General features: G+C 41.2%; 21 protein-coding genes. 8 read left to right on the forward strand and 13 right to left on the reverse strand.

Translation table 11 applies throughout. The annotated features are described in order from the left end of the window. The first annotated feature begins 103 nt into the window (after nt 1–103). The 4 genes from QMF37_RS15495 (at nt 104) to QMF37_RS15510 (ending at nt 5,425) form a co-directional block, all read left to right on the forward strand. Nucleotides 104–1,021 carry a DMT family transporter gene (locus QMF37_RS15495; RefSeq protein WP_071153885.1) on the forward strand — a complete coding sequence of 306 codons (918 nt, stop codon included), beginning with the start codon at nt 104–106 and terminating at the stop codon, nt 1,019–1,021. A 174-nt stretch (nt 1,022–1,195) separates the two neighbouring features. Continuing rightward, the gene (locus tag QMF37_RS15500; protein ID WP_078080405.1) at nt 1,196–1,957 is read left to right on the forward strand and encodes a kanamycin nucleotidyltransferase C-terminal domain-containing protein; all 762 of its coding nucleotides are present in this window, start codon (nt 1,196–1,198) and stop codon (nt 1,955–1,957) included. Nucleotides 1,958–2,409: 452 nt separating this feature from the next. Continuing rightward, the gene (locus tag QMF37_RS15505; protein WP_283478802.1) at nt 2,410–3,618 is read left to right on the forward strand and encodes a Bcr/CflA family efflux MFS transporter; all 1,209 of its coding nucleotides are present in this window, start codon (nt 2,410–2,412) and stop codon (nt 3,616–3,618) included. 205 nt (nt 3,619–3,823) lie between these two features. Continuing rightward, nucleotides 3,824–5,425, forward strand: a complete 1,602-nt coding sequence (locus QMF37_RS15510; protein ID WP_283478803.1) for a pyruvate oxidase — start codon at nt 3,824–3,826, stop codon at nt 5,423–5,425. 168 nt (nt 5,426–5,593) lie between these two features. On the opposite strand, the gene QMF37_RS15515 is transcribed toward QMF37_RS15510, so the two are convergent. Beyond that, nucleotides 5,594–6,385, reverse strand: coding sequence for a helix-turn-helix domain-containing protein (locus QMF37_RS15515; protein ID WP_283478805.1), 792 nt, complete (start codon nt 6,383–6,385; stop codon nt 5,594–5,596). A 236-nt stretch (nt 6,386–6,621) separates the two neighbouring features. On the opposite strand from QMF37_RS15515, the gene QMF37_RS15520 reads away from it, so the two are divergent. Continuing rightward, nucleotides 6,622–7,011: a VOC family protein gene (locus QMF37_RS15520; protein WP_071153888.1), complete on the forward strand. Its 390-nt coding sequence runs from the start codon at nt 6,622–6,624 to the stop codon at nt 7,009–7,011. A 778-nt stretch (nt 7,012–7,789) separates the two neighbouring features. On the opposite strand, the gene QMF37_RS15525 is transcribed toward QMF37_RS15520, so the two are convergent. From QMF37_RS15525 to QMF37_RS15545, 5 genes are all read right to left on the reverse strand, one after another. Then, entirely contained in the window at nt 7,790–9,793 is a 2,004-nt protein-coding gene (locus QMF37_RS15525) for an ABC1 kinase family protein (RefSeq protein WP_078080407.1), read from the reverse strand. Between the two features lie 102 nt (nt 9,794–9,895). After that, the gene (locus QMF37_RS15530; RefSeq protein ID WP_071153889.1) at nt 9,896–11,155 is read right to left on the reverse strand and encodes an MBL fold metallo-hydrolase; all 1,260 of its coding nucleotides are present in this window, start codon (nt 11,153–11,155) and stop codon (nt 9,896–9,898) included. Between the two features lie 207 nt (nt 11,156–11,362). Beyond that, nucleotides 11,363–11,878, reverse strand: a complete 516-nt coding sequence (locus tag QMF37_RS15535) for an AAA family ATPase (RefSeq protein ID WP_083387012.1) — start codon at nt 11,876–11,878, stop codon at nt 11,363–11,365. Further along, nucleotides 11,875–12,324, reverse strand: coding sequence for an SRPBCC family protein (locus QMF37_RS15540; protein ID WP_058385366.1), 450 nt, complete (start codon nt 12,322–12,324; stop codon nt 11,875–11,877). The genes QMF37_RS15535 and QMF37_RS15540 overlap by 4 nt, the downstream gene beginning before the upstream one ends. A 15-nt stretch (nt 12,325–12,339) precedes the next feature. Then, a complete protein-coding gene (locus QMF37_RS15545; RefSeq protein WP_078080409.1) occupies nt 12,340–12,792 on the reverse strand; it encodes an SRPBCC family protein in 453 nt (150 codons plus the stop codon). A 149-nt stretch (nt 12,793–12,941) separates the two neighbouring features. Here QMF37_RS15545 and QMF37_RS15550 point away from each other — a divergent pair, with 149 nt between their 5' ends. Next, nucleotides 12,942–13,124 (forward strand): hypothetical protein, encoded by a 183-nt coding sequence (locus tag QMF37_RS15550; RefSeq protein WP_078080410.1) that lies wholly within the window; start codon nt 12,942–12,944, stop codon nt 13,122–13,124. A gap of 37 nt (nt 13,125–13,161) precedes the next feature. Here QMF37_RS15550 and QMF37_RS15555 read toward each other — a convergent pair whose 3' ends face one another. From QMF37_RS15555 to QMF37_RS15580, 6 genes are all read right to left on the reverse strand, one after another. Next, nucleotides 13,162–13,749, reverse strand: a complete 588-nt coding sequence (locus QMF37_RS15555; RefSeq protein WP_058385363.1) for a histidine phosphatase family protein — start codon at nt 13,747–13,749, stop codon at nt 13,162–13,164. Nucleotides 13,750–13,845: 96 nt separating this feature from the next. After that, nucleotides 13,846–14,178 carry a hypothetical protein gene (locus tag QMF37_RS15560; protein ID WP_283478809.1) on the reverse strand — a complete coding sequence of 111 codons (333 nt, stop codon included), beginning with the start codon at nt 14,176–14,178 and terminating at the stop codon, nt 13,846–13,848. Between the two features lie 447 nt (nt 14,179–14,625). Continuing rightward, nucleotides 14,626–14,985: a nuclear transport factor 2 family protein gene (locus tag QMF37_RS15565; protein ID WP_078080412.1), complete on the reverse strand. Its 360-nt coding sequence runs from the start codon at nt 14,983–14,985 to the stop codon at nt 14,626–14,628. 207 nt (nt 14,986–15,192) lie between these two features. Beyond that, nucleotides 15,193–17,103, reverse strand: coding sequence for a PTS fructose transporter subunit IIABC (locus QMF37_RS15570; RefSeq protein WP_283478810.1), 1,911 nt, complete (start codon nt 17,101–17,103; stop codon nt 15,193–15,195). Next, nucleotides 17,100–18,032 carry a 1-phosphofructokinase gene (gene pfkB / locus QMF37_RS15575; protein ID WP_071154305.1) on the reverse strand — a complete coding sequence of 311 codons (933 nt, stop codon included), beginning with the start codon at nt 18,030–18,032 and terminating at the stop codon, nt 17,100–17,102. The genes QMF37_RS15570 and pfkB overlap by 4 nt, the downstream gene beginning before the upstream one ends. Further along, nucleotides 18,029–18,781: a DeoR/GlpR family DNA-binding transcription regulator gene (locus tag QMF37_RS15580; protein WP_058385358.1), complete on the reverse strand. Its 753-nt coding sequence runs from the start codon at nt 18,779–18,781 to the stop codon at nt 18,029–18,031. The genes pfkB and QMF37_RS15580 overlap by 4 nt, the downstream gene beginning before the upstream one ends. Before the next feature lie 188 nt (nt 18,782–18,969). Here QMF37_RS15580 and QMF37_RS15585 point away from each other — a divergent pair, with 188 nt between their 5' ends. After that, nucleotides 18,970–19,239, forward strand: a complete 270-nt coding sequence (locus QMF37_RS15585; protein ID WP_058385357.1) for a phosphocarrier protein HPr — start codon at nt 18,970–18,972, stop codon at nt 19,237–19,239. Further along, nucleotides 19,236–20,954, forward strand: a complete 1,719-nt coding sequence (ptsP, locus tag QMF37_RS15590; protein ID WP_283478813.1) for a phosphoenolpyruvate--protein phosphotransferase — start codon at nt 19,236–19,238, stop codon at nt 20,952–20,954. The genes QMF37_RS15585 and ptsP overlap by 4 nt, the downstream gene beginning before the upstream one ends. Before the next feature lie 41 nt (nt 20,955–20,995). Here the strand turns inward: ptsP and QMF37_RS15595 are convergent, their stop codons facing one another. Continuing rightward, on the reverse strand, nt 20,996–21,715 hold the full coding sequence (locus QMF37_RS15595) for a 3-ketoacyl-ACP reductase (RefSeq protein ID WP_078080414.1): 720 nt from the start codon (nt 21,713–21,715) through the stop codon (nt 20,996–20,998). Nucleotides 21,716–21,865 lie beyond the last annotated feature (150 nt).

The following is a 21,865-nucleotide window of genomic DNA, read 5'->3' on the forward strand; positions in this document are numbered from 1 at the left end:
GGTATCTGACTAGAACAAAAAAATGTATTTTCATCCAAATATGGCTTTGATGAGGTAACAAGTCCTATGGTAGTATAAATAGATTATAAGTAGGAGGGATAGGGTGGAAAATAAATCAGCGTGGCTACTTATTGCAATCGGTGCTTCACTATGGGGTGTTATCGGGGTTTTTGTCACTTACCTTTATGAAGTAGGGTTTACGCCACTTGAAGTTGTCGCTGTGCGCGTATTAACGGCATCCATCTTCATGGTTCCTTATGTTTTGATGAAAAATCGGAAGTTGTTCAAAATAAAGGTGAAGGATTCTAGGTATTTCATAGGTACCGGTATTATTAGTATTGTTCTCTTTAATTGGTGTTTGTTTAGTTCAATGAAAGAGTCTTCCATTTCGGTTGCCTTTATTTTGCTGTATACAGCACCGGCGTTCGTGACGATTTTATCGCGCATCTTCTTTAAAGAAGCATTAACCACTCGCAAACTCACAGCCCTTCTCATTACGTTAGTAGGATGCTCGCTTGTCATTGGAATCTTTTCTAATTCTACCGCATCCATTTCACTTTATGGATTAATCCTCGGACTCGGATCAGGATTTTTCTATGCGCTTTACAGCATATTCGGAAAAGCAGCCTTATCAAAATATGACTCGTTAACCGTTACGGTATACACGTTTCTCTTCGCGACCGTGGCAATTGTCCCTTTTAGTGGATTAGGTGCAAAAATAACTCTTCTGATGGACGTAAAAGTGCTTGGACTGGTAATTGGACTTGGCTTTCTTTCGACCATGTTGCCATTTATTTTTTATACAAAAGGTCTTCAATATGTCGAGTCAAGCCGCGCCTCTATTATCGCAACGATTGAACCTGTCGTTGCTTCGGTCGTAGGGTTCTTTATCTTTAATGAAACGTTATCAACGTGGCAATACGTAGGGATGGTTATGGTGATCAGCTCGGTCATTATTGTACAGGAATCAAAAAAACAAAAAGCCAATCGTCCCCAGCAATTTGACCAAGCTGGCGTGTGATTTGGTTAAACAACCTCTTTACTACTCAATAGGAGGATATGATAAAGTTTATCATGGTCACAAACCGTTTGGAGCGGAATCGAAAATTAAAGATCACTTTAACTTGTGAATGGCGGGGGAAAAATTTTGACTGTTTGAAAGTAGAAAGAGATTTTATGTAAGGAGGTAGTTGTTTTGTTAACGTATCCTGTTTCTACTACTCGAAGTGAAAAGTTAGAAATGATCGCTGTATTAAAAGACCGGTTGTTGGCAGCTTACGGGGAGCAGCTACTAGCCATCGGAGTATACGGCTCTATCGCGTTAGAAACAGAAGGACCGTATTCAGATATTGAAATGCATGTGGTGACAAAAGAGTATCATTCGATAGAAGATCTTGAATTTGTTTACGACAAGTTCAAAATCGAAATAGGTTTTCATGACAAGCAGGCGTTTTTTGAGAAAGCCAAAAAGATTGATGATGCTTGGGCGATCAAAGCAGGAGCGTTTATCCATGTTTTACCTGTATACGATCCTACAAACCTGTTTGAACAAGTGAAATGCTTGCCTTTTGAAGGGTTGAGTTCATCTGCTCACCGTGTAATGAAAGAATTCATGGTGGGGGAGCCATATGAGACCATGGCAAAAATTCGTAATAGTTACCATAGCGGCAACCACAACTACATCCCACTTGGCGCAAACGATTTGGTATGGGAAACAGCCAAGTTAATCGGTCTTGCAAATCATACATACTACAGTACAAGAGCAAAAACTTATGAAGAGTCCGTACGGATGAAGTCGGTGCCTACTGGTTACCGAGAACTCGTGCAGTTCGTTATGAATGGACAGTTGACGGATACGGAAACCGTTTACCAGCTTTGTGAAAGTTTATGGACAGGGTTAAATAGATGGATGGAGTCATTAGGCTTAAATTATCGACTCACTAAACTTCCATTTTAGTTTTAAGCAGGAAATGAATTTTGATAATAAGTATTTCAAAACGGAGGAACTTATAAAGTGGATAGCAATTGCTAAATTACAGGAGTACCGTATATATCCACAAGGGATTCGGTTACCGATCCAGCAGTTTGCAGAGAATCAGAAAAATGTTGTGTATTTAGGGGATATAAACTAAACGAAAAAGAAAGTATGGGTTTTTATTAAAAATGTAGTTATCTACTTAAGGATATTCTATTAAATTCATAACATAGCAACTAAAGAACTACTCAAGTGACTGAACAAAAGTGCAATCAATACACAAAGACCGCAGTTCAACTGGAACTGCGGTCTTTGAATTTTAGAAAAAAATAGATGGAAACAGCAAGTATCTTCTACGTAGCTACTGCCATCTTGTGAAAAAATGCTGTATAGTAATGAAGGATATAGAGAGAAGTGAAAGGGGTTTTCAAAAGATGATGCAAAACCCAACAGGAAGAAAACGGCTCGGGCTGGCATTGATTTTAAGCATGCTCGGCATATTAGCGCCATTGAACATTGATATGTACTTACCAGCGTTTCCAGCGATTGCAGATGAACTAGATGCGCACGTGTCATTAGTTCAACTTAGTTTGACTGCGTGTTTAATTGGACTCGCGGCTGGGCAAATCGTCGTTGGGCCTTTTAGTGACGCGGTAGGAAGACGAAAGCCACTCATTGTTTCCGTCATTTTGTTTGCACTCGCCTCCGTACTCTGTGCCCTTGCTCCGAACATTGAAACATTGGTTGCGGCTCGTTTTGTTCAAGGATTTACTGCATCGGGTGGTGTGGTGTTATCGAGAGCGGTCGTGAGCGATGTGTTTACAGGACGAGAAATGACCAAGTTTTTTGCGTTATTGATGGTGATTAATGCAGTTGCTCCTATGGCTGCTCCTATTGCAGGGGGTGCCATTTTGGCGTTGCCGTTTGCTGGCTGGGAAACAATATTTTATTTCCTTGGTTTACTAGGTGTAATCATGGTGATTGTGGTGATTTTGCGCTTACCGGAAACTTTGCCGCCTGAACAACGCGTGCCAAGTTCCATCGGTCATTCGGTTCGGACAATGGCCAGTTTGTTTAAGGAATGTCCCTTTATTGGCTACGCGCTTGTGGTCGGACTAATTCACGGGGGAAGCTTCGCCTATGTTGCCGGGACGCCTTTTGTCTACCAAGAAATTTACGGTGTGTCGCCTCAAACGTTTAGTGTGTTGTTTGGCATTAACGGTATTGCTATGATTCTGGGCAGTTTCATTATCGGAAAGTTTGGTGGCAATGTTTCTGAGCACCGTTTGCTGCAAGGAGCTGTCGTGGTCGCCGTGAGTGCTACGTTTGTGCTGCTGATGATGACACTCATCCAAGGGCCACTCGCAACACTTGTGATTTCCATTTTTATTTACATGATTGCGATTGGCATGATCTTTACGAGTTCGTTTACGCTGGCGATGAAAGGACAAGGACACCGAGCAGGGAGTGCAAGTGCCGTTGTGGGCATGTTGCCTTTAGTTATTGGGTCGCTTGTGTCACCGCTCGTTGGAATCAATGAAACCTCTGCGGTTCCAATGGGCGCTATTTTATTTGGAACGTCTGTACTCGGAACGATTGCCTTTTTCTTTTTAACTGGACATCGACAGCAAGTCAAACAATAATGAGAAACAAGAGCAGAGGAAAGTTAATCTCGCTCTTGTTTTTTAATTTTCATAAATAACATGAGTATTCAAATATCTTGGGTGTTAATTGGAAAACTCTTTTGTTGAACCTCGCAATTAAAGAGTCTTTTTTGTTTAACGTTTCCTAACTCGAGGTATAAGGAACAAAAAAGCTTGTGTCAACAGTAGAGAGCGAGGGATATTCATGTTTGACAAAACAGCTGGGAGTTATGTCACCGAGTTGCTGAAAGAGTGGAAAGTAAATCACATTTACGGGATGCCCGGAGACTCGATCAATGAATTGATGGTAGAATTGCGAAAAGAAGAAAGCATCCGTTTTATCCAAGTTCGGCACGAAGAAACCGGTGCATTAGCAGCTGCCGCTCTTTCCAAATTGACAGGAAACATCGGTGTTTGCTTGTCTATTGCAGGTCCCGGAGCGGTTCATCTGTTAAATGGGCTATACGATGCGCAAAAAGACAAAACACCCATGCTAGCTATCATTGGACAGGTCGATAGCAAGTTGGTCGGAACAGATACGTTTCAAGAGCTTAAAATGGAATCTCTGTTTGAGGAAGTTGCTGTTTATAATCGGTCTGTTCAGCATGCAGAACAACTACCGGCTATGCTTAATCAAGCGATTCGTACTGCCTATGCTGAAAAAGGACCTGCAGTGCTGATTGTTTCAGGTGATTTGTTTAGTACAAAAATCAAACATGAAAAACCACTTACGTCCGCTATTTTTTCTAGACCGAATATACGAGCTTCTGAAGAAGACTTGCAAGACGCATTAAAATTGCTAAATGCTGCGAAAAAACCCGTGATATTGGCTGGTAAAGGGGCAAAAGGGGCAAAAGCGGAAGTATTGGCATTGGCAGAAAAGCTGAAAGCGCCATTAATTGCTTCTTTTCCAGCGAAAGGCATTATTCCGGACGACCACCCACATAATCTCGGTCAATTGGGAAAGTTAGGGACTGATCCGGCTGAACAGGCTATGCAAGAAACAGACTTACTGATCCTAGCAGGTACTGCTTTTCCATACCGAGATTATTTGCCTGCGGATGTAGCTGCTATTCAAATTGATACAGATCCGAAAGTAATCGGCAAGTATTATCCGGTGTTGCTTGGACTAGTGAGTGAACTCGCAGCAACTGCTACTTGGTTGACTGCCAGACTAACGGAAAAAGAAGATGCCTTCCTTTTAACGTACCAGCAAAAGCGTGAACGGTGGCATGACACGTTGCAACAAGACATGAATACAGAAACTCACCAATTGCAGCCGCAGCAAGTTATAGCGGAGGTACAACGCATTTTACAAGAGGACGCCATTGTCTCACTCGATGTTGGCAGTATTACGTTGTGGGCGGCACGCTATTTGCAACTAAACAATCAACAACTCGTGGTGTCGGCGTGGCTCGGGACGATGGGGTGCGGCCTTCCGGGTGCCATTGCAGGGAAGCTGGCGTATCCCGACAAGCAAGTTGTGGCTTTACTCGGGGATGGCGGATTTTCAATGGGCATGCAAGACTTCGTCACGGCAGTTAAATACGACTTGCCGATGATTCTCGTTGTTTTTAATAACCAAAAACTCCAATTGATTGAACACGAACAACAAGAAATGGGCAACAAATCAACCCAAGTAGATTTAGCAAATATCGACTTTGCCGCCTTTGCTCATGCTTGTGGCGGAGAAGGGTATACCGCTAAAAACCGTGATGAGCTGAGACAAGCGTTGACAAAAGCGAAAGGTAGTCGGAAACCGGTGATTATCGACGTGTTTGTAGAAGACAGCACACCACCTTCTTAAATTCAAAATAAAAAAGCGGACGATTATCTTCGTCCACTTTTTTATTTTGGTTATTTTTTATATACCGTGGTCAAATCGTGCAACGCTGCAGGCAAGGGACGTCCAAAATAATATCCTTGGTCTTTATCGCATTTTTTACCTCGTAAAAAGGCTAATTGCGTATCGTCGTTATTTGTTGTTTACCCGATATTGCCTTGGTGTAACACTCACAACTTTCTTAAATGCCGCTTGAAACTGCGTATCGCTTTTGTATCCAATTTTACTAGCTATTTTGGAGATGGAACTATTACTCGTACATAGTAAGTATTTCGCTGTATTGATACGACAAGAGATGATGTACTGGAGCGGACTCACACCGGTAACTTGTTTAAAAAGACGTGCTAATTGATATTTATTCAACTCAAATCGCGTAGCAAGTTCTTCTAATGACAGCGATTTTGTGTAGTTTTCCTCCATATAATGCTTGATCTCTTGAATTGTTTTATCCAAGTTTGAGTAACTGATTGATTCTCGGTTATTCGCAGAACGAATTACGTGTAGCAAGATCAAATTTATCAAGTGATGTGCTATTTGGCTAGAGTCCGGTCGTGGATGTTCTGTTTCTTGCTTCAATTGCATCAAGAGTGAATTGAAGCTATCAATCTGACTAATAGGAATAATAGAAGGCAATTCCGCGTAACTTTCAACGTTTTCGGTACAAAAAGTGAGTCGATAGCCACTCTGCATGTCAGAAGCAGCATATAGTTGCTCATGCCATTTTCCTGCTTCTATGAAAAGAACCGTTCCAGCGGGGGCTAAGTAGGTTTGTCCGTCAATTTTGCAGTGAACCGTTCCAGCTACCACTAATAGCAACTCTACTGTTGCGGGGTGGTGGTGGAGCGGGTGATATTCCGACGTACCATATGGGATAGAAAAAGATTGAATGCTATGAAATAAGGTTGGATCCGTGGCTGCAGACAATTAAATCGCTCATTTCTTTTTCTTTAAGTTTAGCAAGAATTGATAAGAAAATCTGTATAATACCGGTAAATTTAAAGATAATTTCAATAGTAAATACAAGAATTGATAGGAAATCTATTAAAGATAAAGATTTTCAAGTAGAATAGCTTTAAAAACTAATTCTAGATATGAATATTCTGATAATTACACTAAAATAAACGTAAGATAATCGAATAAAAAAAGAAAGAAGGTTGAATATGATGAAGCAATTATGGATTAATTTACCTGTTAACGATTTAAATCGATCGAAAGAGTTTTTCAGCAATATTGGAATACCAATCATGGAAAGTCGCAGTGAGTCAGATCAAATGCTAGGTTTATTAATCGGCAATCCACCCGTACAAATTATGTTATTTACAGACGAGCAATTTAAAGGGTTTACGCAAAATGAGTTAACAAACACAAACGAGTCGACAGAAGTATTATTTTCCATCTCAGTAGAGACTAAAGAAGAACTTGATGAGACGATTGGAAAAGTGAAACAAGCAGGCGGATTTGTGTTTGGCGAGCCGACACAGCGAAATGGATTGTACGGCGCAGGATTTGCAGATTTGGATGGACATCGGTGGAATTTGCTGGTGATGTAGTTTAGCGAAGTTTGTAAATTAAAAGCTACTTAAAATATGAACATGAAGATTTGTATTTATTTAGAAAGGAATTTTTAAAAAGAAATTTTACAGAAGAATTTTCAAAACTAAAATTCTTCAATTACTAAATTTGTTGATCAATTGTAAAATTATAAACAACGTTACACAGAAAATGTTACAAAAATAGTTATACTATAAATTAGCTTAAAACGACGAAAAAATTGATTTTGTCTCACTGTCTTAAGTATACTCAATGAGTGAAACGTTACTTCCGATAATTTATATTATGTAAACTTAAAAAGAATTTAACGATTAGGCACGGTTTCTGGCTTCCCGCCTTTGTTCCTTGTTATCCAGCTAATTCGACGTTAGTTTCTTTGCAATCTAGCCACTGTCTTATATTTTGTTCCCTCTGACTTCATTAAGTTCACTGTTGTTTCCTTATTGGGTTTTTTAATCTCATCCTATAGCTATAAACTTCCTATATGTTTTTTCTTAGTCCCAACGACAAATTCATAGACTACTAGTTCGTAGTCTATAGTAACGCATCCTGTCAGTCACTTCATAACAAAAACAAACAAATAAATAAATCCCTTCTATGTAACCCCTAGTTTATCCAGTTATGAAGTCTATTGAGTTAGTAGTTCCTTATCAAAAAAATTACTACAAGACCATTAATTTCATAGAAGTAAAACCTCCCCCTTCATCTAGCTAAGATTTACCAAAAACACATTAGGTAAACACAAAAAACCTGCACCCAGATTGGATGCAGGTTTTCTCAAGTATTGCTGCGTTTCATGTCCCGAATAGCTTGAATGGACAGCCTTACTAGTAAAATAACACATAAAAACAGTCCGGTATAAGCTGCTGTGTTTAAGTAAACGGCATAGGCAGTATTGATAAACTGTGCAATGGCTAGTAATGCTGCTGAGATTAACCCGAATGTGATGCCCGAAAACAATAACACAAACCGAGAAAATAGCTGCAAAATGAAATTGGCATTATGTTTGTCGGAAAACACATCATGATGGAGAATCATTTTGCCACCTTCTATGCGCTGGATCAGCTGATCGGCACGTTTAGGCAACTTCATCAATTCTGGGATTAATAACGCTAATTCTTCTTCTACTCTTTGTTTCGTTTCACGCGGTTCTTTAAAAGGTTTTTTCAAGACAGCCGTTTTGTATTTTTTCGCAAACACTTTAGCTTCCGTGAACATATCAAATTTCGGATCTATCGTGTGTAAAGTGCCGTCCAGGCTGATTAATGACCGAAGTGCCATTCCGACTGATGGATAAAACGATAACCCGAATTCACGGACAATATCAAACATCGCATGAATCAGTTCTTCAGTTTGGATCTTATCGACATAGGCAATTTTCAACAGCAATTGACCAACTGATTGTTCAAGTTTTTGACGATCAATATGACTATTGTCTTCTACAAGCACGCTAATCGCGTCACAAATGACTTCTGCATCGTTTTGTTGCACACCGATGATAAAGAGGTTTAGTCCATCTTGCTGTTGCGCTGCAAGACGTCCAACAGCTCCAAAATCGAGTAATATGGGTTTTCCATCTTGTTCATCAATAAAAATATTGCCAGGATGCGGATCGGCATGAAAAATACCTGAAAACAGCATTTGCTCAAAAAACGAAAACAACACTGTACGTCCAAACTCTTTTTGATCGATAGCAAAATGATCAAAAACAGCTTGTCCGCGCGAAATGCTTTTTCCTTTAAAATACTGCATGACGATCAAATTATCATTGCAATACTCCTGAAAAATATGCGGAATTTTCACAGGATAATCACTTTTTCTTAAGGCATTTGCGACTTGAATGGTATTACGTGTTTCAATTTCAAAGTTGATTTCTTCACGCAAACCGTTCGCAAAGCCAATCGCTAACTCACGAAAACCGATGTTCTCAGCCCAAGTAGATTTACTCGTCACCCATTCTGCAAACTCAACAAGAATATCCAAATCGTTACGCATAACGCCTTTTACTTCGGGACGTAGTAGCTTAACGACAACTTTTTCTTGCGTTGATTTCAACACAGCCTGATGGACTTGTCCGATTGAACCTGCAGCTAATGGATCCATATTGAATTCCGAGAAAACATCTTCCACTCCAGCAGCTAATGATTTCTTTAAAATCGCTGTTACTTGCTCACTCGTTAACGGTTTAACATCTTGCTGTAAGGTCTCTAGTTCTTCGATAAAAACCGGTGAAAACAACTCTGTGCGCGTCGATAACACTTGCCCGAATTTGATGAAAATGCCACCACTTTGTTCTAATGTATCGCGAAAAGCAATAGCGAAATCACGATTATTCTCCCGGTGACGCGCATACCGAATTGTGCGTGAAAACCCGTTTCTGACGGCGATTTCTAGTACTTGACTCAATCGTTTTTGACGTCTCCACCGATGTCTGATGCGCTGTAAGATAAATTTCTGACCGGTGATCCGTTCTCCACGCTCACCGAGTTCAATTGGATCAAACAGTTCAAAAAACAGATAAAAGAGCATGGAAATTAGCAACATACTGCCGACCCAAATAATGGCACTAGCATCTGCAACCGCAAAACCAATATCTTCGCTCATAAAATCGATATAACGTAAATAGGAATACCAATACACGAATGTTGTTAAGCTGACTCCCAATAAGACAGAAAGAATTCTTTTCGTGAAATTGATCTTAGAACCCATTAAACGGCCACTGACGTAATAAATAAATAAAGCGATTGCCAATAATTCCAGTAACATAATAACGTAAATCATGGAGGACATTCTCCTTTTCTCATCCATCCCTAACTTGCGGACTTGGTTTCTTCAGTATACCAAAGCTCCGTTTAATGTTCTTGAAACGATAGAAAGTAACGACTAGTTAGTGTTAACAGGGTCCATCATCTTTTTTAAGATTGCAAGCAATCCAACTGGATAAAGAATGGTCTCAGCAAGCGACAGCTCTTGTAAACTAATCCAAGTCGCTTTGGTCTTATTGCTTCCTTCTACCACGTCAAATACGCGCTGATTGTAAAAACTGCTGTCCGTAAATTCCACTTCATAAATGAGTGAGATTTCATGAAAGACTTGTTCTTTCAGTGTGTAGATGTTTTCCAGTACATCTACATAGCGTATAATCTCAATACTGGCATTGATTTCTTCTTTGAACTCTCTCTGTAAGGTCATTGTAGAGGGCTCGCCAAGTTCAATGGTTCCACCCAGTGGTCGGTAAAACGGACCATTTCCAGCTGAATGATGCGCAAATTGTTGCTCAACTAAAATCGATTGTCCTTTTCTCAGGATTCCCAGTGTAGTTGCTCGAGGTCGAAGATGGCGACTTTTTTTATCGTGCCAATCATTTATGACTGAGGTGACAATGTGAACGGTATCCCATTCACCGCTTGAAAATTGGGTAATTGGGTAAGATTTCGAAAAAAGTTGTTCGTTGATGTCACTTAACTGCAGTCCTTTTTCATAAAGCTCAATGATTGTTTGCTGAAGGGTTTCTAAATACAGCAGTTTTTGCTCTAATAAAGACCGACCATTTTCTAAAACTCCTGCATGACTGCAAAAGACGGTTTGGAATGGCAGCGCTAGTAATTTACGAAGAGAAGCAGCAATGAGCGGCAGCGATTCACTTGTCATCATGACACGAGTTTTCGGTGAGATAAACAAATCTCCAGTGAAAAGCCGGCCGGATGGTGCATGGAATAACGAGATATGATCGTCTGCGTGTCCCGGCGTATGGATCACTTGCCAGCTCAGTGATCGCGAACAGATTTGATCATTCAGTGGCAACGCATCGAACGCGAAACGATTTCCCCAAGTAATTTTTCGGTAATCTGGGTATTCCCCATCTTTTTTGGTGATCGCGATTCCCATTGAATGAATAAAAATGGGTTTATGCTGATGCTGCTGGAGCCACGCGGCATTTCCCGTATGATCTTCGTGATGATGCGTTAAAACCACTTGATCAAATGACTGATTCGTAAAAAAATCAATCAATTCAGGCTGAAGCTTTTCAGCACCTGTGTCAATCAACATGCCGTCAACCAAATAGACAAAGACTTTACTGCGTGTTGCTTCTAAAAATCCTTCCACACATAGCACCTGTTCTTTTTCGTAGACCTTTATCACCGGCTATTCCCTCCTCGCAAAATTTAAGCACCCTGTTGTACTTTTTATGTATGATACAGAATTTGGCAGCTCTCTGCTACTTAAAATCGCAGCTTTATGAATGGGTTTTAGTTTTAAGTTGTACAAAGTTTTTTTCTTGTTGACGTAATTGATTTTATGTGATAAATCCTTATGTAGGATACTACATATTAAGTAAATAAATGATTTTTACTGCTCTGTCGTTAATAAATCATTTATTAACCGGTCAATCTCTTGACGATTTTTAATGACAATAAATTGATTGGGTAAGGTTTCACATTGCAGAAGAAACGCGGGCTTTATCGTTTCTTCGAAATATCGGTTCCAGTTAAACATTTTGACTAACATACTAAGACTGGGTTTATAATTAGAGCGCTCTACTCTCGCTTTTTGTTTCAAATAGCGAAAAACGAATCGATATGTTCTTACAGCATAAGGCATATCCAAAAAGACTACGACATCTGCAGCATGCATCGCTCGTTCTGTCCAACCCGTGTGTACACCTTCGACAATCCAGTTTATCTGTCTAACAGCGGTAAGCAACTGTTCGTCTCTCACTGATTCGGCATTACGCATGTCTCCGTCTCCTTGCCGACTCCAAACAAAATTATCTGTTTCAAAATGAGGAATTGTTAAAACCTTAGACAACTGACGAGCCAATGTGGTCTTGCCGCTCCCAACCGAGCCGATGATGTAAATCTTCACGATTCAGCGATCTTTACTACCCGCGCCAGTAACTCATCTACTTGTTGCTTACTGCTGTCATGAGGGTCAATTTTGAGTAAAGTTTTTCCGATTACATTGGCGCCTTTATTAGAACCGCTATAAACAAATAAAGTCCGTTCAGCATCCAGTCGACTTAATGCAAAACTCAATGTAATTTCGAAAAGTCCGGCTGCCACAAAATGGATGTCTTTGCGTTTTTGTTCGGGTAAATCGGTGTAGGCCGTAATTTCCATGACATAGCTAACCAAACGGCCAGCTATTCGGTTTTGCTGCGCATATTTTGATCCCACTCTGTTTGGTGATCCTTCAATTAATTGATGTTTTTCCAATTGCGGCATGATGCGCTGCAGTTGCTCATCTGAAAATAACGCCCATACTTGATCGATTGGTGCTGCAATAATGCGTTGCTCATTCCACTGAATCACGTCCCACACTCTCCTTTACAGTTTTAATGCTTCGTCTCTTACCCGCTCCATAAACGTCTTAATGGTTTGCTGGCGAGTTTTTTTACTGCCCGACAACAGCATCGCTTTGCCCATCATTCCTTTGCCTTTATTAGATCCTTCGTAGATAAATTTTGTGCGCTTTTCTCCGTCTTTTAATAAGGTAAACGAATAAAACACAACAACTAGCTGATTCATGTCAAACTGAGTTTGTTTGATTTTTTTGTCTGGCAAATCTTCATAACCGACGGTCTCCACAATGTACGTTTGCAATTGCCCCCCTTCGTAATAGCTTTGGGCATGTTTAGCGCCTAGCTGATCGTGATCGTTTTCAAGCAACACATGCTCTTCTACTTTGGGCATTAGTTTTTGTACACAGTCATCCCGAAATAAACTCCAAACTTTATCGATTTCAACAGCTATGATCATTTCTTCTTTCCATTTAACCATAATGACTCCTCCTTGAGGTTAACGACTCTTTTGACTATTATCCCATTAGCACACGAAAGATTCACGTCTCATTGCTCTACTTTTTGCAGGCAGCCGCTTGAATTAATGTGCAGCCGCTTTATAATGGATAACAGAACGGAGTTGATTTAATGAAAACTTCAACCGTATTGATTTTATTTATTGTCATGATGCAAGTAATCACTACAGCGAACGCAGTTGTTTTTGATGGTGGGCTGGGAGACATTGTCTTTTGGTTCAATTCCGCGTTATTCATGGGAGCACTTGCTGTCTATGTATACCGCATGGATAAAGACAAAGCGGCGGGTAAATAAAAAGCAGCAAAGACTTTTGTCTTTGCTGCTTTTTTGGTTAAATTTTGCTACCAGATTTTTGGAGGTGGCTCACTTGGTTATAATTTTTGATTAGCCATTGGTCTCGGTCAAACTGAATGTGACTAAGACAAGTATTCAGGAGTCTTGTTTTTCCAGAACCAATTTCACCATTTGACAATTCACCGAGCAAGGCATTGATGACACCTCCGTGTGAAACAAGCAACACCCGCTGATTTGGGTACCGATCGGCAATCCTTTTCAATCCGATTTCTAATCGCTTGGCAAACAAATCATTGTCTTCTTGATTTGGATAAAACCTATCCGGAAAAGTAAGTGCTCGCTCTTCATAGGTCATTCCTTCGGCGTCACCAAAATGCTTTTCTGCAAATTCTTCCATTTCAATAAGTGGTAACATTAAAGATTCATTGATAATTTCTGCAGTTGTACGAGCACGTTGGAGTGGACTTGTGATCATTAAATCCCAATTAGAAGCTGACAAATGATGACCACAGCGAGTGGCCTGTTCGACACCCGCTGCATTTAATGGAATATCTGTTTTTCCTTGAATTTTCCCTTGGGCATTCCAATCCGTTTCACCATGGCGAACCAAACAGATGGTGGTCATACTGTTCACCTCTTCTATCTTAACTTGATATTGGGCTATTTTATCACAAAATATTATGGAACTCACCTAAAAAGCACGTACTCCGTCTATACAAAACTAAAATCCAATCAAATCGATTAATTGAAAATCATTTAGCGTGATTCGATTGCCACAACCTCGACACGTAAAACACAATTCAAAATCAATGGTTTCCGAAAATGCATTTTCAGAAATCCCCTCTTCTAAGATTTCTTTTCGTTGTGCATCAGTTGTAGCTTTGCCCACTTGGCGGATAAACGCTTCTTGAAAATTTTCAATTACTTCACTTTTCCAACTAACCCCTACTTGAAAACCAGTTGTAATCGAATGAATTCCGACTTCTCCATTTTTTTGCGGTGAGCTAAATTTACCGGTGATTTTACAATCGTCGCATATTACATGGATTTCCATAGTTATTCCTCCTTTAGTCAAGGTTCATGAATGCATATGAACTGCTTATGGGTGTTTCATCTAATAGAAAGTTCATTTGTTCCGGTATAGTAAACGTTGTTGTTTTGATTATAAGGACCAATTGTCGAGAAGTTATCGAGAAAATAAGATTGAACTGATTTTTTTGCAATCTTTTCGTTATCCATAAGATTTAACTATCTGTATTTCGCGGCTAGTATGGAATGCATACCTATTTAACCATAAGTAAAAGACTACATGGATTCCTTCGATTGATTCCTGTACATTTCTAACGGCATATAAAAAAATCAGGTTACTTTTCCTCCAACAAAAGTAACCTGATTCCGTATGTGAAAGAGCATTTGCAGTAACACAAGCTTCGGAAAACACCAGAATCTTTCGGTTTTCCATAACCTGACAAACTTTTATTTATTAATCAAAATTTTTCGCTTAGTCAGTCGACTCAATGACAAAAGTGATCAATGTCTTTATCTTGCTGTCTTTTGCGTCGTCTACTTCATATAAGTCACAATACGTGTAGACTTTCTCAGTACCATCTTCTCCTTTTCGACTCATTTTACCGGTAAGTGCCGCTCCCTTCTTCCCAACTAACGACAACTCAGTTGAATAATTCATCCCCGTGTACCCTTCATTTATCCCGAATGCCGCATCAAGAAACGCTTGTTTCCCTACGATCGATTCGGCTCCTACCATCGTCCAGACAATGTCCTCAGCGATATAGTTTTCAATGAATTGCCGGTCTCCTTGAAAAAAGGCTTGATTAAATTGATGGAAAAATTCTTCATTCATCTCCCGCCACTCCTTTCAATTAGTAAGTTATCGTTTTACTATGAGATAGCTATTTCTAGCTGTCTTTAGCATGTAACGACCGGTCCGTTGCTTTTTTCTGCATTATTCAATACCCTATTTCTTTTAAAGTTATCCATTGGATCTGTCCTTTTTCTGTGTGATGTACACAAAAAACCGCTCCAGGATTTTTCCTGAAACGGTTTTGGATTAGGCAGCTGAAACTACTCTTTTTTTCAAAGCACCGACAACTAATGCCGTTATGACAGCACCTGCTAAAATAGCCAACATATAAAGTAAGATGCTGGGAACGCCGCCGTCGACCAGGCCGATAACAAAAATGCCGCCGTGAGGAGCACGCAGTCCGATATCAAAGAACATGACCAAAGCACCTGTCACTGCCGCTCCCGCCACTGAAGCCGGAATAACGCGCGCTGGGTCTGCTGCTGCGAATGGAATAACACCTTCAGTAATAAAGCAAGCTCCGAGCACGTATGCGGTTTTACCTGCTTCGCGTTCAGGTTTGGTGAATTTGTTTTTAAACAAACTTGTCGCAATGGCTAGGCCGAGCGGTGGGACCATTCCTGCTGCCATGACCGTCGCCATGAAATTGAAGTTTTGCGCGTCCAACATCGCTAGACCAAATGTATAAGCTGCTTTGTTAATAGGACCACCCATATCAATGGCCATCATCCCGCCGAGCAACAATCCGACCAACACCAAATTCGTACCACCGAGACTTTCCAAAAATGTAGAAATCGCTGTATAAACTTTCGTTAGTTGTGGATTGACAAGCATCATAATAATGCCGGTAATGGCAATCGCAAACACCGGGAAAAACAACACCGGTTTTAATCCTTCTAATGACTCAGGTAAACGAGAAAATAGTTTTTTTACTAGAAGTGTGACGTACCCGGCGAGAAACCCAGCAATCAGGCCGCCGAGAAATCCAGAACCGCCACTCGCGCCTTCAACACCTGTCACCGTAATCGCAATCAAGCCACCAATCATACCCGGTGCAAATCCAGGACGATCCGCAATACTCATCGCAATAAAGCCGGCGAGAACCGGAACCATTAAGAAGAACGCATTGGCACCACCAATGGTGTTCAGCATAGCCGCAAATTCGTTGTATTCCGGACTGTCGGGATTGCCGGCATTAATACCCCAGAAAAACGAAATAGCAATGAGAATACCACCCCCGACAACAAATGGCAACATATTCGATACGCCGTTCATCAAATGCTTATAAAATCCACTTTTCATGTCGTTTGTCTTCGCTTCGTCTTGCGATGTGTCGTGTTTATATATCGGTGCATCTCCATTTACTGCACGGTTTAATAACTGATCTGTTTCATAAATGGCTTTGCCCACCGCTGTTTGAATAACTGGCTTGCCGTCAAAACGACTCATTTCCACCTTGGTGTCTGCTGCAACAATAATGGCATCCGCTCCGGCAATGTCTTCAGCAGTCAACCCATTTTTCACACCACTCGAGCCGTTGGTTTCTACTGTTAACGAAATATTCAACTCTTTGGCCCGTTCTTTTAACTTTTCAGCCGCCATATACGTGTGCGCAATCCCTGTTGGACAAGCAGTCACTGCAAGAATTTTCTTTTCTGAACGATCGGTGGATGCCATTTCTGCAACTTCCGCTTTGTCTAAAGAAGCTTCTTTTTCTGCGACCACTTGCAGGATTTGCTGTTTCGACTCTGCCGCGAGAATATTCGTACGGAACCGTTCATCCATCAAAAATGTCGCCAAGCGGGACAGCGCTTCTAGGTGATCGTCGTTAGCGCCTTCACTCGCCGCAATCATAAAAAACAAATGCGCAGGCTGACCGTCAAGCGATTCAAAATCAAGCCCTTCAACCGACCGACCCAATGCAATGGCTGGTGACTTGACTGCAGCGGACTTGGCGTGTGGGATAGCAATACCGTCACCGATTCCTGTCGTACTTTGGCTTTCACGTGCTAATATGGCTGTGGTAAAAGCATCTTGATCCGCTAATTTACCAGCACGCTCAAGTTGAGATACCAGTTCTTCTAGTACTTGTTGTTTGGTTGTGGCGGATAAGTTTAAAATGATCGTTTGTTCGGTTAACAGCTGAGTGATGTTCATTTTGTCACATCCTTTTCTCCGTATGGGGAAACTACGACTTGTTCGACTAATCGATCAACTTCTTCTTTTTGGCACAAATCCGACCGAAAAGCAGTGGCACTGCCACTAGCAACCCCGTAGCGGAAAGCTTGCGCCACATCTTGACCCGCTACGTACGACGCGATAAATCCAGATACCAATGAATCGCCAGAGCCGACTGTGTTAACGACAGTTCCTTGCGGGGCTCTCGCGACAAGCGCAAGATCTTTTGTTACAAACAGCGCACCCTCACTTCCCATCGAAACAATCACATGTTGTGTACCTCGTGCCACTAACCTACTGGCATAGTCGTAGGCATCTGACAAATGAGCGATTTCAACACCGAACAAGTCACCCAACTCCTGTTGATTGGGTTTGATCAAAAAAACCGGTGTCGTCAGTATGTTCTTTAAGGCCGGACCGGATGTGTCTACTACAAAGCGAATGTTTTTGGCTTCACAAATAGTGGCCAGTTCTAAAAAATACGACGGTGCAATCGAACTTGGCAAACTCCCAGCCAGTACAAACCAGTCGCCACTCTTCATACGGCGCACTTTTTCGGTCAATGCAGACAGTTGTGCTTTCGTTAATTCTGGACCGGGACCGTTTAACTCCGTTTCTTCGGCTGATTTGATTTTAACGTTCATGCGGGTGATTTCAGTCGTTTCAATAAAGTCCGTCGTGATGCCTTCGTTTTTTAAAAACGCATCTATATAATGCCCGGTAAAGCCTCCCACATAGCCAAGCGCTCGACTTGTGACGCCTAGCCGCTGCAACACACGAGAAACATTAATGCCTTTGCCGCCTGGATAATAGTAAACGTCGTTGCTACGGTTCAATTTCCCCTGTTCAAAGTCCGGTACATAAACGGTGTAATCAATAGAAGGTGCAATTGTACACGTGTAAATCATCGAGTCACTACCTTTACAATTGTCTTTTTTTCAAGCATAGCATTGGCTTCTTTGGAAATTTCATCTACAATTAAGGTGGCACGTTCTAAGTCCATAATCTTGGCAAAACTGATTTTATTGATTTTGGAATGATCAGCGAGCACGAAGGTTTTTCGCGCTAACGAACTGGCTACTTGTTTGACGGCTGCTTCTTCCGGGTCTGGCGTTGTATAGCCATAGTCCGGGTGACAACCGTTGATGCCGAGGAAACAACTATCAAAGCGGTAGTTCTGCAAGGCTTGAATCGTTTGAGAACCGACAAATGCGCCAGTTCGCGGCTTCATCAATCCACCGGTTAAATAAGTAGTGATGCCTTGCTCATTGAGAGCTTCGACAAGCGTTAACCCGTTGGTTACAACGACCAAATCTTTATCTTTGAGAAACGGAATTAGTTGAAAGGTTGTCGTACCGGCATCTAGAAAAACACTATCGCCTTGCTGGACAAGTGAAGATGCAAATTCTGCAATCTTTATTTTTTCATCTAAAAACTGTGTCGATTTGTCGAAAATACTAGGTTCTAGCAGATTCTGCCCGGTTACAGTAGCACCACCAAAAACACGTGTTAACTTCTGCAACTGTTCAAGATCGGTCAAATCTCTTCGAATGGTTGATTCGGATGCGCCAGTGGATTCCACCAGTTGTTGAATTTTGACTGTTTGCTTTTCTTCAAGTAGCTGTAAAATATACGCATGCCGTTCGTTGGTTAGCAAGTATTCACCCTCTTTTCAATAAAGTAAATGTTCTGTTAAAGGGATGATACTTGAAATCGCTTCCAAAATCAATCATAATCGGTCATAAGCACTCAAAAAAGCCGTTTTTTATTTTATTTCACTTGATAACCGTCATAAACGGTCATTTAGTTTAAAATGGCAAAACCCATTAGAGGAGGAAATTAATCATGGTCGAAAAACAATTTACAATTACAGATGAAGCAGGTATGCACGCCCGTCCCGCATCCGCATTAGTTGGAGCGGTATCGAAATTCAAATCGGACATTACGATTGAACACAAAGGCAAAAAAGTAAACTTAAAATCTATTTTAGGTGTTATGTCACTTGGCGTACCAAGTGGTTCGGTGGTAACGATTGCCGCTGACGGTGAAGATGAAAACGAAGCAATTGAACAAGCAACAGCTGTTATGGAAAAAGAAGGGATTTCAAACCAATGACACAAACCATGTCCGGAATAGCAGCCTCCAATGGAATTGCGATCGCGAAAGCTTTTCGCTTGGAAGATCCGAAATTGAATGTTGATAAACGGACAATTTTGGATGCCCATGGCGAAGTCGTACGTTTAACAGCAGCTTTAGACATATCCATCCAAGAGCTAGAAGTGATTCAGAAAAAAACAGCTGCAGCAATTAGTGAAAAAGAAGCGGCGATTTTTGGCGCTCATCTTTTAGTATTGAGTGATCCTGAACTTGTTGGGCCGGTTACAGAGAAAATCAAGACTGAGAACGTTAACGCTGAGTTTGCTTTGCAAGAAGCAACTGATATGTTCATTGCGATGTTTGAAGCTATGGACAATGACTATATGAAAGAACGCGCTGCTGACATTCGTGACGTGAGAAAACGAGTACTTGCTCACCTACTTGGTGTCACGATTCAAAGCCCAAGCATGATTTCAGACGAAGTGATTATCATCGCAGAAGATTTAACGCCATCGGATACGGTTCAACTAGATGCGAAGTTCGTTAAAGGCTTTATTACCGATATTGGTGGACGCACTTCCCACTCGGCGATTTTGGCACGCACGCTGGAAATCCCTGCGGTAGTTGGCGCTAAAACAGCCATGGCCGATATTCAAAATGGCACAATCATTATTGTTGACGGCTTAGATGGAAAGATTTTAATCGCGCCAGAAGACAGCGTCATTGAAGAGTATAAAAATAAACAAGCAGACTTTGACAAACAAAAAGCACAATGGGCTGTCTTGAAAAACAAAGCAACCATCACCGCTGACGGTCAAGCGATTGAACTGGGTGCCAACATCGGAACACCTAAAGACATTGCAGGCGTTCTTGATAACGGCGGCGAAGCGATTGGGTTATACCGTACCGAATTTCTTTATATGGGACGTGATCAGTTCCCAACAGAAGATGAACAAGTCGAAGCATATTCGTCTGTATTAAAAGGCATGAAAGGCAAACCGACCGTTGTTCGTACGCTAGACATCGGTGGCGACAAAGAATTGTCGTATCTCGAATTACCGAAAGAACTTAATCCATTTCTTGGGTTACGTGCAATCCGTTTGTGCTTAGAAATGCCAGACATGTTCAGAACGCAGCTGCGGGCATTACTGCGTGCCAGCGTTCATGGAAATTTGAAAATTATGTTTCCGATGATTGCAACGCTTGACGAATTCCGCCAAGCAAAAGCATTATTATTAGAAGAAAAAGCGAAGCTTCAAGCTGAAGGCGTGGCAGTAAATGAATCGATCGAAGTCGGTATCATGGTCGAAATTCCTTCTACCGCAGTGATGGCAGATACATTCGCAAAAGAAGTGGATTTTTTCTCGATTGGTACGAATGACTTGATTCAGTACACAATGGCCGCTGATCGCATGAACGAAAGCGTGTCTTATTTGTATCAGCCATTTAATCCTGCTATTTTGCGTTTAGTTAAAATGGTCATTGATGCGTCGCATCGTGAAGGCAAATGGACTGGGATGTGTGGAGAAATGGCTGGAGACGAAATCGCCATTCCGATTCTTCTGGGTCTCGGTCTTGATGAATTCTCAATGAGCGCTTCATCGATTTTAAAAGCCCGTTCGCAAATCAGCAAACTGTCCAAAGCAGAAATGGCACAGCACACGGATCACATCCTTGCGCTAAGCAATTCCCAGGAAGTTGAAGATTACGTAACAAAACTAGCCAATAATTAAAAAAACGAGCCAGGAAAATTCTCCCTGGCTCGTTTTTTTGTTCAAAATGGATTGGTTGCCCATTGACTAGAAGTTGGAATGAAAATACGTGGATGCAGTTTCAGCTGCGCTACCATGTATTCTGCCAAATCTTCTGGCTGCATAAATTTTTCTTTTTGTTGTTCTGTTTCACCTTCTTTAACTGTTAAATCTGTTACTACGCGACTTGGTGTCAAAGCGAAAACCCGAATATTGTGCTTACGAACTTCTTGAGACAACGATTCTGTCATGCCGAGCACACCAAATTTTGAAGCGCTATAAGCACTCGACCCGACAGTTCCTCGCAATCCCGAGCTTGAGGAAATGTTAATAATGTCCCCCCCGTTCTTGTTGATCAATTGCGGCAAGACTGTTCTAGTAACATAGTACATCCCCATCAAATTGACATCAATCATCTGTTTCCAGTCTTTTGGATCTAGTTCTAAAAACGGTCCATATTTGCCGATTCCTGCATTATTAATCAAAATATCAATCGTTCCAAGTTCGTTCGTTAACTTTTTAACTGCTGCTTCTACTTGCGCCAAATCAGATACATCTGCCACAGCATATGCCGCACGACCGCGTAATGACTTAATTTCTGCAGTCAGCTTTATTAAATCTGCTTCGGTCCGCGCAATCAATCCGACATTGACACCTTCATTGGCTAAAGCCAGTGCAGTTGCGCGCCCGATGCCTTTTCCCGCTCCTGTAATAATGGCTGTTTTCTCTGTTAATACTTGCATACCTAAAAACTCCACCTCTCACTTGTCTCTTTCGTTTAGTTGTCTGCATCTAGAGGTCAGACTAGCAAATTCGAAAGCTGTATGGATTTTATTTACCCCTAAGAGCAGTCAACTTAAACAGTCGACTCACAAATTTAGTAGAGATTAGCA

The sequence above is a fragment of the Planococcus sp. S3-L1 genome (genome assembly GCF_030063085.1).
GTDB lineage: Bacteria > Bacillota > Bacilli > Bacillales_A > Planococcaceae > Planococcus > Planococcus kocurii.

Coding starts and splice junctions, on each gene's coding strand:
- QMF37_RS15505 (WP_283478802.1), top strand. CDS start 2,410: ATGATGCAAAACCCAACAGGAAGAAAACGGCTCGGGCTGGCATTGATT.
- QMF37_RS15510 (WP_283478803.1), top strand. CDS start 3,824: ATGTTTGACAAAACAGCTGGGAGTTATGTCACCGAGTTGCTGAAAGAG.
- QMF37_RS15520 (WP_071153888.1), top strand. CDS start 6,622: ATGATGAAGCAATTATGGATTAATTTACCTGTTAACGATTTAAATCGA.
- QMF37_RS15525 (WP_078080407.1), bottom strand. CDS start 9,793: ATGATTTACGTTATTATGTTACTGGAATTATTGGCAATCGCTTTATTT.
- QMF37_RS15545 (WP_078080409.1), bottom strand. CDS start 12,792: ATGGTTAAATGGAAAGAAGAAATGATCATAGCTGTTGAAATCGATAAA.
- QMF37_RS15550 (WP_078080410.1), top strand. CDS start 12,942: ATGAAAACTTCAACCGTATTGATTTTATTTATTGTCATGATGCAAGTA.
- QMF37_RS15555 (WP_058385363.1), bottom strand. CDS start 13,749: ATGACCACCATCTGTTTGGTTCGCCATGGTGAAACGGATTGGAATGCC.
- QMF37_RS15560 (WP_283478809.1), bottom strand. CDS start 14,178: ATGGAAATCCATGTAATATGCGACGATTGTAAAATCACCGGTAAATTT.
- QMF37_RS15565 (WP_078080412.1), bottom strand. CDS start 14,985: ATGAATGAAGAATTTTTCCATCAATTTAATCAAGCCTTTTTTCAAGGA.
- QMF37_RS15570 (WP_283478810.1), bottom strand. CDS start 17,103: ATGAACATCACTCAGCTGTTAACCGAACAAACGATCATTTTAAACTTA.
- pfkB (WP_071154305.1), bottom strand. CDS start 18,032: ATGATTTACACGTGTACAATTGCACCTTCTATTGATTACACCGTTTAT.
- QMF37_RS15585 (WP_058385357.1), top strand. CDS start 18,970: ATGGTCGAAAAACAATTTACAATTACAGATGAAGCAGGTATGCACGCC.
- ptsP (WP_283478813.1), top strand. CDS start 19,236: ATGACACAAACCATGTCCGGAATAGCAGCCTCCAATGGAATTGCGATC.
- QMF37_RS15595 (WP_078080414.1), bottom strand. CDS start 21,715: ATGCAAGTATTAACAGAGAAAACAGCCATTATTACAGGAGCGGGAAAA.